This is a genomic window from Sorangium sp. So ce367, from assembly GCF_051520455.1.
GTDB classification, from domain to species: domain Bacteria; phylum Myxococcota_A; class Polyangia; order Polyangiales; family Polyangiaceae; genus Sorangium; species Sorangium cellulosum_B.
In genome coordinates this window covers 9,371,811-9,385,854 of sequence record NZ_CP150334.1, presented here as the reverse complement: position 1 = coordinate 9,385,854, position 14,044 = coordinate 9,371,811, and the positions used below count along the sequence as shown (strand labels likewise).

The window sequence follows — 14,044 nt, the reverse complement described above, 5'->3', positions numbered from 1 at the left end:
GGTCATGGCATAGTCCGTTCATGAGACGTGAACTCCTTGGCTCCGTGCTGTGCGGACTGCTCCTCGCCGCCTGCGGCGATGATGAAAACGTGTCCCCGATCGGAGCGGGCGGCATGGGCGGCGCGGGCGGCAGCACGAGCAGCAGCGCTGGCGGCGGTGCGACCGGCGACGGCGGAGGCGGAAGCGGAGGCGCTGCGCCGGTCGCCTGCGGAGGGAGCGCGGGAGCGACCTGCGGCGAGACGGAGTACTGCGCGACGCCCGACACGACGTGCTCCGCAGAGGCGCAGGGCGAATGCACGTCGAGGCCGAGGGTCGGGGAATGTCCGGACGAATGTCAGGGGGTCTGCGGGTGCGATCAGCGCACCTATTGCAATGAGTGCATGGCGCACGCGGCCGGGGTGAACGCGTCGAGGGATACGGTTTGCGCAAGCGCAGATTACGTGATCGCCGATCACGACCGTGTCTACGTGCACCACGCCGACCTGGGAGAAGATCGATGTCTGGCGATCTCGATCGCGGCGTTCGCCGACAGCGATCCGCTCTATGCCGGGGTCGAGCTGGAGGACTTCTGGGGCGTGCTGGACGTGGCGCTCACCGATCAGATGGACGATTGCACCGGGCCGGGCATGCCGCCCGACGACGAGCGCACGTATGCCGTGACCGGGGCCACCGGGACGATGTCGTGGGAGGCTGAGCCGAACACCGGCATCCCGTGCATCATCGACATGGATATCACCGTCACGCTCGACGGGGAGCCGGGGACCCTGCGCTTCCAGGAGACCGGCGTGGTCGTCGACAACACGTGCCTGTAGCCAGCTGCTTGCCGGCGACCGGATCCGGTCGCGAGGCTGCCGGGCTGCCTGCCCGTGATCGGGTCCGGTTTCGCGAGGCTGCTCTTCCTCTCGCATGCTTCACCATGCCCCCGGTCGCGCGTGAGTCCGGGGCTTCGTTGTGCGCTCCTCCTCCGCAGCGAGGCGCCTCGCGAGCGCTTCCTGCGCGCCCCGGAGCGCTCGCGTGCGCCGCTTGTACGCCGTGCTGAGGGGCATCGCTCTCGCCTCGGCGATGTCTCTCATGGGGATCTCGTGGAGGTCGCGCTGGACCAGCACCGAACGCAGCTCGAACGGCAGCTCCCGGAGGAGTGATCTCATCAGGCGCCGCCGCTCCGCTGCGAGCAGGAGCTCGATGGCAGTCGCGCTCCCGCCGCCCTCGCTCAGCTCCATGGGATCCATGATGACCTCGTTCCGCCGAGGAGCCTTCGCGTGGTAACGCGCAGCCAGGTTCACCGCGAGGCCGTTCAGCCACCGCGCGATCGGGCCGCGCGAGGGGTCATAGTTGCCGAAGCTCATGACAGCCGCCAGGAAGACGTCCTGGCTCAGGTCGTGCCGATCGCGCTCGGGCACACGGAGCCGCGCGAGCCACCGGCGAACGCGCCGAATCGTCTCTGCTTGAAAGAGGCATTGGAACGCATGAGCCCGGGACGGGCTCGCGGCAGGCTTCACCTCGTTCTTCCGAGGTCCCGGCTGCGCCGCCGTCCGCTGCGCGGCGCGAGGCGCGCCGGATGCGCTCGAACGAGCCGTCCTGTTGTGCCGTGCCGGAGGAGCGGACTCCTCGGAGAAGACGTGTGTTCTGATGGAATGCGTCATCACCCCTCGCGAGGGCGGCGCCAGAAGCTCCATGACTCGCCTCCAGGTGAAACGTGAATGCTCCGCGCGAACGCTCGTCCGCGCGCGGACACGATCGCTCCTCTGCGGGCGTCGCTCGGCGCGCGACGCCCGCAGAGGAGGCGCTCAATCCCCTGCGACGGAGGCCGCGAACCACGGTGGTCCAGCGCCGCCTCCGTGACGAAGGTGCACGCCGTGTGCGCAGGGATGCCTATGGCGCCGTCATCACCTGAGCCCGGCCAGGTGCGCCTCGCGTTCACCCGCCAGGCGACCGCGCGGGAATCGCCGCCCGTGCTCCTCCAGCAGGCGTCGCGCCTCGACGAGCGACACGACATCACCGGCCGCCATGGCCGTCCGTGCGCGGGCGATCAATTCCTGCTCGCGGGAGCTGATCCTCGGGCGCTGCGCCGCTGGCCAGGCTGTCGGCACGGTGGTGACGGCAGGGGCCGCCATCGCCCCATCCAGCGCCGGAGGGGCCATCGCCGCCCCGCCCAGCGCACCGCTCGCGCGCGCCGGCTCGGCGGGGGCCCGCGCGGCCTGTCCGGTTGCCGGCTCGTTCGTCCTCCTGGAGAGCAGGGTGGCCATGCAGGGGCGGAGAGGCGCGACGGGCTCCATCGGGCCCACGGCCAGCACACCGAGCGCCGCCGCACAGGCGATGGCGAAGCCTCGCGCTATCCAGCGCGCGGGACGACCTCGCCGAAAGGAGCACCGCTCCAGGAGCCAGGGCGGGAACAGCGCGGCGCGCAGCCGGCGAGCGCCGCGGCGTCGTTGCCTCGCTTCCCAGCGGGCCGCCGCCTCTTCGAACTCCTCCCAGGCCCGGCGCAGCCGACTTCGTGCCGTTTCCAGCGGGATCTCCTGCTCTCGAGCGACGTCGGCGATCGGCCGCTCCAGGAGCTCGCACGCGATGAACACCTCGCGGCGCCGCTCGCCGATCTCCTCGATGAACTGCCGCACCAGCTCCGCCTCCTGGCGAGCGATGGCGTGATCCTCGGGGCTCTCTCGCTCATCACAGAGCGCCGCCTCGTCGAGGCCCGTGAGCGCCTCCTCGCGCCTGCGCGACGCTCGCCGGTGATCGCGGGCCGTGTTCAGGACGACGCTGTCGCACCACGCGCTCGGGTTCCTGGCCGATCGGGCCTGCTCCCGCCGCTCCCAGAGCCGCACCATCGCGTCTTGCGCGACGTCGTCGCGGTCCCTCTCGGGCACGCTAACGTAGCTGATGAGCGATCTCACGCGCGCGGGTACAGGGCAGGTCGGCGTTGGTCGGTCCACGGTTCAGCAGACGATCCGAGCCCGGCTCGACGGTCAAAAAATCGAAAAAATCGACCGAGTCCTCGCAAGGAGCGCGGCGACTGGCTCTACGGTAGGCGAGCCCGAAGAGAGGACCGAGCGGCTCGGTGAGGTTTCCTCCTTTGCCGGCTGCGGATCTCAACGCGTGCCCAGCGGCCGTCGTGGGGGCGGTGCTCGTTCCGTCCTCAAAGGCCCTCCGGAGCGGAGCCGTGCATTGTATCATCATTGCTGAAATTCTCATGCATCCGGCGGCTTGCGGACGATTTCTGACCATCGTGAGCTCACTGGACCACGAGGCCGAGATACGAGGAGGCTCGGCGCTCGCGGGTCCCTGCGCGTTGACATGGGCCCGCGCACAGGAGTATTCCGGGGCAGCGTGCGCCATGCGCTCCTCTCCGTCCTGCCGTGCGTCGTTCTCGGCGTCGTCGTGGCGCTGGAGGGCGTGGCGAGCGCGCAGGATCCCCATGGGCTTGCGGGGCCGCATGAGAGGTCGACCGCGGAGGATCTGCTGCGCCGTGCTCGGCAGGCGCGCGATGCCAGGCGATGGGCCGAGGCCGAGGCGGCGTACGAGGCGGCGCTGAAGGCGGCCGACGCAGCGTGGACGACCGACGCGGCGCGCGCCGAGATCGCCGCGGAGCTCGGCCTGTGCGAGCTGGCGCTGGGCAGCTATCGAGACGCGGCAGACCACCTGGCGCAGAGCTTGAGACACCGCGGCGTGCTCCGCAGCCCGCTGGCGGAGCGCGCCGAAGAAGGATTGATGAAGGCCGAGAGCCGGGTGGTGACGCTCTACCTGGGTGTGAGTCCACCGGACGCCGAGGTCCTCGTCGACGGCAAAGCGCTGGGTCGCCGGGCGCCGACGTACGAGCTGTTCCTGGAGCCGGGGCAGCACACCGTGCGGGCGCGGCTGGATGGCCACAGCGAGGCGGTGGGCGCGTTCGACGGGCAGGCGGGCAAGGCCAGCTCGCTGACCCTGAAGCTGCCTCGCGCGCCGGAGCGCGCCGCGGCGGTGACGGCCGGCGCCGGCCCGGCGCGGCCGGCAGCGCCGTCGCCACCTCCGGCGGCGCGGCAGGCGCTTCCCCTGACGGAGCTGCGGATCGGGGGCGCGGCGCTGGCGACGGCCGCGCTGGCGGCCGGCACGGTGTTCCTGCTGCGGGCCCATGTGATCGATGACGATGCCGCCGAGCGCGAGGTGGTGCTCCGCCGGCAAGGCTGGACGCCGACGACATGCTGGTGGCCGAACGCGCCCTCGGCGTGCGTGGAGATCCGCGACGACGTTGCGGAGCGGGATCTGTTCGCCACGCTCGGCAACGTGGCGCTGGCGACTGGGGCGGTGTTCGGGATCGCGACGGCGGGCTCCTTCCTTGCAGAGAAGTGGATCCTCGACGAGACGCCGGTCCGCCGGCGCGTCCAGGTGGTGCCGAGCACGACGGGAACGCAGGCCGGGTTCGTCCTTCAGGGCATGTGGTGAGCTGCAAAGGGGCGATGGGGATGCGCGGGGGGCGAGGTCGAGGAAGGCTGCGTTCGATCGCGATGATCGCGCTCGGCGGCGCGAGCGCCGCGGGGGGCGCCGGGTGTTATTATGCCGAGGACTGCGCGAGGACGTTCACGTGCCAGCCGCTCCCCGGCGAGACGCCGCCGGCGCTGCCGGCGTCGCCGTGTGACGGCGATCCCGCGACGAGCCCGGCGAAGGACGGGTGCGGGGTGTTCGTCGCGCGGCGCGGGGACGACGCGAGCGACGGGACAAGGGAAGCGCCCGTCAGGACGCTGCGGCGCGCGGTGGAGAAGGCGTCGGAGCCCGGGGGGACGCGGCGGGTGTACGCGTGCGCGGAGGACTTCGAGGAGGCGGTCACGCTGCCGTCGGGCGTCGAGCTATGGGGCGGCCGGGACTGCGCCACGGCGGCGTGGACCTGGGGCGGCAAGGACCGCTTGACCGAGATCGCGCCGGCGCCGGAGCGGGTGCCGCTCGTCGTGGAGGCGCGAGAGGCGAGCATGACGTCGGCTGTGTTCGGCGTGCGGCTCGTGGCGGCGGACGCGACGCGGCCGAGCGGGTCGGCCATCGGGATGATCGTGCGGGAGGGCGCCGCGGTGGACGTGGTGTCGAGCGAGATCCTGGTGGGGAACGGGGCCGATGGGGCGGATGGGGACGATGGCGCTCCCCCGGACGCACCGTGGCGGGCGCCGGATGGGGCACCTGGCCATCCGGGCGCGCCCGGGTGCATGGCGGACTGGACCGAGGGCGCTCCGCCGGCGATGACCGTGTGCGAGGACGGGACGAGTTCGAGCGGCGGCGCGGGCGGCGACGGCGACGTCGCCGCGGGCGGCGACGGTGAGCCAGGCGCACCGGCACCATGGGCTGGCGCGATGCACAACGGTAAGGGGGGAAAGGGCGGGCCAATGGGCTGTACGCCCGGCGAGTGGGGCGACAATGGAGGGCCCGGCGCGAACGGGATCGGCGCCGGGAAGGGGGTGGAGGAGCCGCTCAAGTACGGAACCATCAGCGCGCGCGGCTGGCAGGGTTTCTCGGGACAAGACGGCCAGAACGGGAGGATCGGCCAGGGAGGTGGCGGCGGGGGCGGCGTCGGAACGAACGGACAGTGCCGCCCTGTGGATCCGCAAGGCGGACCGTCCGGTGGCTCGGGCGGGGGTGGAGGCTGCGGGGGGCGCGGTGGCCAAGGCGGCGGTTATGGAGGTGGTAGCTTCGGGATCATCGCCTTGCATGCTCACGTCATGGTGGACAAGACCGACATCATCACCGGCGATGGGGGTCGCGGCGGCAACGGAGGGAGGGGGCAAGACGGTGGCCGGGGCGGGGTAGAGGGCCCCCGTGGAGGTATCGTGTCCTCGGCCTACTATGCATGCGAGGGGGGGCCGGGTGGCACCGGAGGCAAAGGCGGCCATGGCGGCGGGGGGCTCGGAGGCGTTTCCGTCACCATCGCGTTCGTGGACAGCAGCGTTCACCTCACGGCGAGCGCCAACTGGACTTGGGGAGCCCCTGGTGCCGGGGGAGTTGGAGGCGATCCGAACGACGACAACGCCAAAGGGGAAAACGGCCAGACGGCCGTCCTCTGGAAGTTCCCCGAGCTGATTGTGCCGCCCCAATGAGGTCGTTTTCACGGGAATGATCAGGGAGAGAGGATCATGAAGATCACAGCCGCTGCATGGATCGTGCTGCTGTCCTCTCCAGCCGCCCTGGGGTGCGGGACGGAGCCGTTCACCCCACCGTGCGCGGAGCGGGGCGCCTGCGATCCGGAGCCTGCGGCCGCGCCCTCGGAGGAGGAGTGTATCGAGGGGCTCGCCGCGCTGCGCGTGCAGGCCGGGTGCGGGGTGTTCGCGAGCCGGTCGTTTGGAGACGACAGTAATCCCGGTACGATGGAGAAACCGGTGAAGACGCTCGCCCTTGCGGTCGCGCTCGCCCCGCGTGCTCGCGGGCGGGTGTTCGCCTGCACCGACTCTTACGCTGAGGGCCTCACGTTGCACTCCGGCATCGATCTGTGGGGCGGGTTCGCTTGCTGGTCGAGATGGAGACACTACACGGAAGGGCCGGCCAACCAGCCGGCGATCCTCTATTCAGGAGACGAGGGGGGGGCCCCGATCACCGTGGTGGCAGCGCAGGACGACGGCGAGGGGGTCACCGACGGCGTATCGACGATCGTGGACATGCAAGTGGACCACCAGCGCAGATTGCAGCCGGATCGCTCCTCCATCGCGATGAGGCTTGAGCCGGGCGCGGTCGTGGAGGTGCTTCGGAGCGTCATCAAGGCCGACAGGGGCGGGGGAGGAAAGCACGGCGAGGATGCGGTGTACGTCGATCCGCAGCCAGCATACGGGGAGATCGGAGCGATCGGCAGGGACGCTTGCTCGGCAGCGACTGTGGCCGGTGCGCCCGCCGTGACGACCGTGTGCGGCGACATGGTGTCGACGGGCGGCAAAGGGGGCGACGGGACCCCGGACCGCGGTGGTGATGCCGAGGATGGCAAGCCGCTGACGGCCTCGAACTCTAGCGACGTAGGCCTGGGCGGCGCGGGCGCAAAGAACGGCGCCCGGTGTGAGGACGGCCGCCGTGGGGCAGACGGCGCGCCGGGCGAGCCCGGCGCAGCCGGCCACGGTGGACGCCTCACCGAGGCCGGATGGGAAGGCGTGCCCGGCCGCCAGGGCGGCACGGGAGTGCCTGGCCAGGGGGGCGGAGGGGGCGGCGGCGCGCCGGGGGGCCGGAGCGCCTGCGGCAACGCGGCGCTGGGCGGCGCCTCGGGAGGCTCGGGCGGCGGCGGCGGTTGCGGCGGCAAGGGCGGCTACGGCGGCGCTGCGGGTGGCGCGAGCATCGCGATCCTCGCCCACGCGGGCAGCAAGCTGACCCTGCGGGAAACGCGCGTCATCACGGGTCCGGGCGGCGGCGGAGGTCGAGGGGGCCGAGGCCAGTTCGGCGGGCAGGGCGTGCAAGGAGGCCCGCCGGGGCTGGATCCGCCCATGGGCGGCGAACACGCCTGCCGAGGAGGCTACGGCGGCTGGGGTGGCATGGGCGGCTACGGCGGCGGGGGCTCCGGCGGGCCCTCGATTGGCATCGCGTATGCCGATGACGAGCAACTCACCCTGGATCGCGTCACGTTCGAGATCGGCCCGGAGGGTTTGGGCGGCATCGCGGATGTGCTCGACGAGACGCGCGACAAGGCGAACCGAGGCAGCGACGGCTTCGCCGCCGAGATGATGCGCTTCTCGCGGTAGGTTCGCGCGCGGGAGCGCCGCGACCGGTTCCCCTGACCGGTCGGGAGCAGGATAGGACGAGCGACTTGGGTTTGAGCTATTTGTGCGCGACTTAGTACTACGGTTGCAAATAGCGGCGACGCATTCAACGTAGTGCCGCGATTTCTGCGGAAAGTTGGGGGAAGTGTACTGGCTGGCCGCCTGGTGAGATCCTCATGCTCGGCGCTTCTGCAACTGTACTACTGGAAACCAAGAGTGCAAAATTCGAACTTAGAGTTCTTGTTCTGGAAGAGCTCGCTCCACGAGCGCGACGCGCTTGAGCAGTTCGGGTGAGGAGGATTGGCCAAGCGCCTCTATGATTTGGAGCATTCTGCGAAGGATGATGGATGTTTTGGGCGCAAATGCATGCGGCGCGTCTAGAAAAAAGGCCAAATTGTGTCGAGTGCCTCTTGGGTGGAAGCGAGCGCCGCTGCACGCTGCCCCAGCTCGCACTGCATCAAGCCCAGGTTGTTGAGGCTCGCGGCGAGGTAGGGCAGGAACGCATCGGGTCGCCGCTCGGCCAGCATGCGGTAGCGCATGACGGCCTCTTGGGTGGAAGCGAGCGCCGCGTCCCTCTGCCCCAGCGCGCGCTGGCGATTGCCCAGGTTGTTGAGGCTCGCGGCGAGGTAGGGCAAGAACGCATCGGGCCGCTGCTCGGCCAGCGTGCGGTAGCGCGTGACGGCCTCTTGGGTGGAAGCGAGCGCTGCTGTCCGCTGCCCCAGCTCGCTCTGCATAGCGCCCAGGTTGTTGAGGCTGAGGGCGAGGTCGGGCAGGAACGCATCGAGCCGTTGCTCGGCCAGCGTGCCGTAGCGCGTGACGGACTCTTGGATGGAAGCGAGCGCCGCTTCCCGCTGCCCCAGCTCGCTTAGCGTCTTGCTCAGATTGTTGAGGCTCATGGCGAGGTCAGGCAGGAACGCATCGGGTCGTTGCTCGGCCAGCGTGCGGTAGCGCGTGACGGCCTCTTGGGTGGAAGCGAGCGCCGCTTCTTGCTGCCCCAGCTCGCTCTGCATCAAGCCCAGGTTGTTGAAGCTAGCGGCGAGGTAGGGCAGGAACGCATCGGGTCGCTGCTCGGCCAGCGTGCGGTGGCGTGTAACGGACTCTTGGATGGAAGCGAGCGCCGCTTCCCGCTGCCCCAACTCGCTCTGCATCGCGCCCAGGTTGTTGAGGCTGAGAGCGAGGTCGGGCAGGAAAGCATCGGGCTGCTGCTCGGCCAGCGTGCGGCGGATGGCGACGGCCTCTTGGGTGGCAACGAGCGCCGCTTCCAACTGCCCCAGCGCGCTCTGCATCGCGCCCAGGTTGTTGAGACTGAGGGCGAGGTAGGGCAGGAACGCATCGGGCCGCTGCTCGGCCAGCGTGCGGTAGCGCGTGACGGCCTCTTGGGTGGAAGCGAGCGCCGCTTCCCGCTGCCCCAGTTCGCTCAGCGTCTTGCCCAGATTGTTGAGGCCCACGGCGAGGTCGGGCAGGAATGCACTGGGCTGCTGCTCGGCCAGAGTGCGGCGGATGGTGACGCCCTCTTGGACGGAAGCGAGCGCCGCTTCCCGCTGCCCCAGCTCGCTTTGCATCTTGCCCAGGTTGTTCAGCAAACGCGATCGCTTGGCCAGCCGCTCCAGTTCAATGCCTTCCGGAAGGTGTTCCAGGCGCTTCTGCGCTGCCCACAGCGCGACCTCGCGCAGTGATACGGTGCGCTCTGGTAGCCCTGCCCGCGCCATCTGCTCCGCAAGCTCAATCGTCCCCTCCCGCTCCAGGGACTTGGCGAGCACGCTTCCGAGCCGCGCATGCGCCGTGCGCTCGCCGAGCGCCTTGGCCGCTTCAAATGCCGCCATCGCTCGGCTCACAACGTCGCGCCCGAGCACGTGCGCGATCCACCGTTCTCCATCCTCGGGCTGATCCTCGGATAGTCGCCCGAGCACCGCGAAGGCGGTCCGCAACGCATCTTCGCCAGCAGGGCGCTCGAGAACGCGGTCCAGGTACGAGCCGGCTTCGCCGCCCTCCAGCGACAGTGTCCGGTGCACCATGGCCTCGCCCAGCAGATCGGGCTCGAGTCCGCCGAGGTAGTCACCTGCGCGAGAGGCGCGGTGTTGCCCGGGATAAAGGTCGCGCAGGAAGCGGAGGTACCGATCCACGAGCTTCTCGTCACGCTCGTCGATGATCCTGGCCATGAGCGCGGCCGCCTCACCGCGGCTCGACGCGCCACCTCGCAGCGTGAGCGCGGTGACGGTCCGTCGCATCTGCTCGATGAATCGCCGCGCATCGAAGGCGTCAGCGCACGGGAAGCGCGAGCTCCAGAAACGCTGCTCGTGATCGAGCGTGCTGGCCATCAGCGTCTCTGCGGTAAACTCCCGCCCCTCGACCGTCGCGAGCGCCGCCATGTGAAGGTAGAGCACCCGATCGTAGCGCGGGTCGTTGAGCGGCGGCGTCGCGCCTGGAACGGCTTTCCCAAGCTTATGCGCAAACGATGCCGCCGCCTCCCGGAAGGCCTCGGTCCGCTGGGGGCTCGCGGCGACCCCGGGTGGAAGCTCTCGCGGCGCGTGATCGCCAAGCAATGCTCCCAGCTCGGCATCGGAGCCCTGCAGAAACGTCCACCAGTCGCCGGCGTTGCGGGCGAGGAGCACGAGCCGCAGCCGACCCCGGCCCTTCCGGGCGCGAACGCGCCCAGCTGGCTCGAGGAGGTCGCGCAGGTCGGGGCGGCTCTCGGCGTAGTCGACGACCGCGAACGTGGGGCGCTCCGCTGCCATGAGCGCTTCGACCTGCCGCTCGTCGATGCCTCCTGGGATGAAGCCCGCTCGCCAGCCCTCGCGACGCAGCTGAGCGCAGGCCTCGATGAAGAGCCTCGTCTTCCCTATGCCGCCAGGACCGTGGAAGAGGCGTGCGCGTACGGGGGCTGTAGCACCGCACCAGGCATGGATCTCCTTGAGCACATCGGCGCGGCCGAAGAACGGCACGATCTGGTAGCGAGCGTTCAAGAGCGCGGCGGGGCTCGCCTCGACCGGTGGCTCCGACGTCCCCGGGACGAGGAGGTCGTCGAGCGGGTCGTTCGGCGCTTCCGGTGGGAGGTTGTCGCGCAGGAACGCGATCAAGCACTCGGCCGATGCGCGAGCGGCGTACTCCTTGAAGTGGTCGTCGCGCCCGTGATTGGCAAAGTCCATGACGCCCTTCATCACCAGCGCGTCGAGCCTCGCATCGCGCTGGGCATGCGCGAGCGCGCCGAGGGCCGCGGCTTCCATCTCGAGACCGAGCGTCTTGCGCATGTGCTCCGACACGAAGCTCCAGTACGCTTGGTCCTCGACGACCTTGTTGCCGCTGCCCATCGGCGCGACATGCACATGGAAAGGGAGCAGCGCGCCCGCAGGAGAAAGATCCGGGAACCGGCCTCGCTGCTGGATCAGGATGCGCCCGATCCGTTCGCGCCCCTCGTCGGTGAGCGCGAGCCTGCCATCGTGAAGATGGCCGGACTTCCACAACGATGCGATGACGTCCGCCCATTGTGGGCACATCTCCTCGCACTCCGGCAGCGCGCCAGGATCCGCGACGCCCTCGTGCAGCTTCGCAAGGACCCAGTTCTCCTGCCATTCGTAGGGGATGGGGCGCGCCTTCCACCAGGAGGCGTCCTTGAAGCGCGCGCTGAAGTCTGTGTGCTCCAGCGCGACCTTCCAGTCATCGCGCAGGTTGTATGTCTTCAGGTCCTGCTGCACCCCGTCTGGCAGAGCCTTGCCTGTGTCATGCAGAAACAACCGTTCGGCGGCGACGACATCGCCCAGCTTGGTCTTGCCCGGCCGCCCCGCGCACACGCCGCACATCGCGACGCACCGCGGCCGAACCTCCTGCACGAGCGGCAGCAGCGCGTTCGTCGCAGCGACGGCCCCCATGTCGCCCGCCTGCGCCAGCGCGACGTGCAGCGGCCTGCCACCGGCTCCCTCGAAGCTCCTGAACGCGACGGGCAGGCCGTTGGGACCTTCCTCCTGCTCCCACCGGCTCTCTGGCAAAGCGCCTTCCTGGACCTGGAGGGCAGCCTTGTACTCCAGGGTGATCGCGACGAGGATCACCACGTCGACCCTACGTTGGTTCCCGCCGCTCGTGGACATCCGGCGAAGTATACGCGCGCGGGCCCTCGCGGAGCAAACACGCTCGGGCCGTCGCTGGGAACCGACGCGGAGCCGTCCACCAGGACGCTATGTCCCGGAACCTACGCCGCGGATGGCAAGGACACTTCCTTACCCGCTCTCCTTGCCTCGATGATGTGAGCGGTGTTGACGAGCCCGATGTGAGAGAACGCCTGTGGAAAATTGCCGAGCTGGCGGCGCAGCTCGGGGCTGTACTCCTCGGCGAGCAGGCCGACATCATTGCAGAGGGAGACCAGGCGATCGAGGAGCGCCTCCGCCTCCTCGAGGCGACCGACCATCGCGTAGTTGTCGGCGAGCCAGAAGCTGCAGATGAGGAACGTCGCCTCGTGCCCCGGCAGACCGTCCACCCCCGTCTCGGTCGCGTAGCGCAGGACGAGGCCATCCCGGGTGAGGCCCTTCTCGATCGCCGCGACGGTGGACAGCATGCGGGGATCATCGGCGGCCAGGAAGCCCATGTGCGGGATCAGGAGCACGCTGGCGTCGAGGGCCTCCGAGCCGTACGATTGAGTGAAAGCCCCGACGCGCGTGTTGAATCCACGCTCGAGCAGGTCGATGCGGATCTCCTCGCGCAACGCGCGCCAGCGCTGGAGCCGCTTCTCCAGTCGATGCTGCCCGCCTACACCGAACTCCTCGACCATGCGTACGGCGCGATCCACGGCCACCCAGGCCATGAGCTTCGAGTGCGTGAAGTGCAGCAGCTTCGACCCGCGTATCTCCCAGATGCCTTCGTCCGGCCGCTGCCAGGACCTCTCGACGAAGTCCACGATCTCCACGATAGGGTCCCACGTGTGCGGCAGATCCGGCAGGCCGTGCGCGTGGGCATCGTAGAGCGTGTTGAGCACCTCGCCGTAGACGTCGAGTTGAAATTGATCGTATGCGCCGTTGCCGATCCGCACCGGCCTCGATTCCTCGTATCCCGGGAGCCACGGCAGCTCGATCTCGGTGAGCCGATGCTCCCCGGCCACGCCGTACATGATCTGCAGCTGCGCGGGAGCGCCGGCGACCGCGCGCATGAGCCAGTCGCGCCAGGCCTGCGCTTCCTCGAGGTACCCGCCGCGCATCAGGGCGTCGAGCGTGAGCGTGGAGTCGCGCAGCCAGCAGTAGCGATAGTCCCAGTTGCGAACGCCGCCGAGCTCCTCCGGCAAGGACGTGGTCGGCGCCGCCACGATCCCACCCGTCGGCGCATAGGTGAGCGCCTTCAGCGTAAGGAGCGACCGCACGACGGCGTCACGCCAGCGGCCCTGGTAGCGACAACGACCCGCCCACTCTCGCCAGTGACGCTCGGTTCGCGCGAGCTCCTGCTCCGCGTCGACGGGGTGCGCCGGCGCGTGTTCATGCGATGGGTAGAACGTGAGGGTGAACGGCAGGCGCTGGCCCGCGCGGACGACGAAGTTCGTCTCCAATCGGGCGGCGTGCCAGTCGGGGTCAAGCGACGCCGGGCTGCTGAACGCAAGCGCGGCGGGTCCAGACGTGAGCGTCGCTCGGCCCCCGTCACACTGGATCCACGGGATCACGGAGCCGTAGCCGAACCGCGCCCTCAGGTCGGAGTGCATCGGGACTTCGCCCTCGATTCCTTCGACGATCCTGATGACGTCGTGGGCTCCGTCGACGAGCCGGGTGGCGTCGTGCGGGGCGACGCCTGGGGGCATGAAGTCGATCAGGCGCGCGCGGCCGCCCTCACAGGCGAACTCGGTCTCGAGGACCAGCGTGTCGCGCCGATAGCGCCGCTCCACGCTTCGTATCGCCGTGGCTGGCCGGATGGTCCAGTAGCCGTGGTCGTCGCGCCCGAGCAGCTTCGCGAAACACGCGTCGGAGTCGATGCGTGGCAGGCAGAGCCAGTCGAGCGAGCCGTAACGCGAGACCAGACCGACCGTGGTCGTGTCACCGATGAGACCGTAGTGTTCGAGCGGAGCTGACATCGCTACACTATGCGTGTCCATGCCTGGACCGCAATCCTGGAGCTGAGCGTTCTCCGCCCAGACTGCCTGATCCGATCCGCGTCCGCAGCGCTATGCCCCGACGCGTTCGCTCGCCCATGCTGCAAGCAAGAAAGCTCATCAAGGCCATCTTGGCGGGCGGCACGACGCTCGTCTGCGAGGAAGACGGGAGCGTTGCGCCCTGGAGTTCAACGGCGACGAGCGGGTCGTCGTGGAGGTCGACGATGGATAATTAAGAGGCGTGGAGTTCCAGCGGGAGCCTGACATCGAGCGTGGCCGAGCGGCGGGAGGTGATTGACCT

The 14,044-nt window shown here is 69.6% G+C and carries 8 protein-coding genes; 4 read left to right on the top strand and 4 right to left on the bottom strand.

The features are described from left to right. The first annotated feature begins 20 nt into the window (after window positions 1–20). The gene (locus WME97_RS35645; protein ID WP_437544328.1) at window positions 21–812 is read left to right on the top strand and encodes a hypothetical protein; all 792 of its coding nucleotides are present in this window, start codon (window positions 21–23) and stop codon (window positions 810–812) included. A 99-nt stretch (window positions 813–911) separates the two neighbouring features. Here the strand turns inward: WME97_RS35645 and WME97_RS35640 are convergent, their stop codons facing one another. Beyond that, the gene (locus WME97_RS35640) at window positions 912–1,643 is read right to left on the bottom strand and encodes an RNA polymerase sigma factor (protein ID WP_437544326.1); all 732 of its coding nucleotides are present in this window, start codon (window positions 1,641–1,643) and stop codon (window positions 912–914) included. Between the two features lie 243 nt (window positions 1,644–1,886). After that, window positions 1,887–2,891, bottom strand: a complete 1,005-nt coding sequence (locus WME97_RS35635) for an RNA polymerase sigma factor (protein ID WP_437544324.1) — start codon at window positions 2,889–2,891, stop codon at window positions 1,887–1,889. Between the two features lie 433 nt (window positions 2,892–3,324). Here WME97_RS35635 and WME97_RS35630 point away from each other — a divergent pair, with 433 nt between their 5' ends. The 3 genes from WME97_RS35630 (at window position 3,325) to WME97_RS35620 (ending at window position 7,667) form a co-directional block, all read left to right on the top strand. Further along, window positions 3,325–4,416 carry a PEGA domain-containing protein gene (locus tag WME97_RS35630; RefSeq protein ID WP_437544322.1) on the top strand — a complete coding sequence of 364 codons (1,092 nt, stop codon included), beginning with the start codon at window positions 3,325–3,327 and terminating at the stop codon, window positions 4,414–4,416. A 62-nt stretch (window positions 4,417–4,478) separates the two neighbouring features. Next, entirely contained in the window at window positions 4,479–6,050 is a 1,572-nt protein-coding gene (locus WME97_RS35625; protein ID WP_437544320.1) for a hypothetical protein, read from the top strand. Window positions 6,051–6,086: 36 nt separating this feature from the next. Continuing rightward, entirely contained in the window at window positions 6,087–7,667 is a 1,581-nt protein-coding gene (locus tag WME97_RS35620) for a hypothetical protein (RefSeq protein WP_437544319.1), read from the top strand. Between the two features lie 395 nt (window positions 7,668–8,062). On the opposite strand, the gene WME97_RS35615 is transcribed toward WME97_RS35620, so the two are convergent. Then, window positions 8,063–11,731 (bottom strand): tetratricopeptide repeat protein, encoded by a 3,669-nt coding sequence (locus WME97_RS35615; RefSeq protein WP_437544317.1) that lies wholly within the window; start codon window positions 11,729–11,731, stop codon window positions 8,063–8,065. A gap of 137 nt (window positions 11,732–11,868) precedes the next feature. Continuing rightward, the gene (locus tag WME97_RS35610; RefSeq protein WP_437544315.1) at window positions 11,869–13,725 is read right to left on the bottom strand and encodes a glycoside hydrolase family 15 protein; all 1,857 of its coding nucleotides are present in this window, start codon (window positions 13,723–13,725) and stop codon (window positions 11,869–11,871) included. Window positions 13,726–14,044 lie beyond the last annotated feature (319 nt).

Coding starts and splice junctions, on each gene's coding strand:
- WME97_RS35645 (WP_437544328.1), top strand. CDS start 21: ATGAGACGTGAACTCCTTGGCTCCGTGCTGTGCGGACTGCTCCTCGCC.
- WME97_RS35640 (WP_437544326.1), bottom strand. CDS start 1,643: ATGACGCATTCCATCAGAACACACGTCTTCTCCGAGGAGTCCGCTCCT.
- WME97_RS35625 (WP_437544320.1), top strand. CDS start 4,479: ATGATCGCGCTCGGCGGCGCGAGCGCCGCGGGGGGCGCCGGGTGTTAT.
- WME97_RS35620 (WP_437544319.1), top strand. CDS start 6,087: ATGAAGATCACAGCCGCTGCATGGATCGTGCTGCTGTCCTCTCCAGCC.
- WME97_RS35610 (WP_437544315.1), bottom strand. CDS start 13,725: ATGTCAGCTCCGCTCGAACACTACGGTCTCATCGGTGACACGACCACG.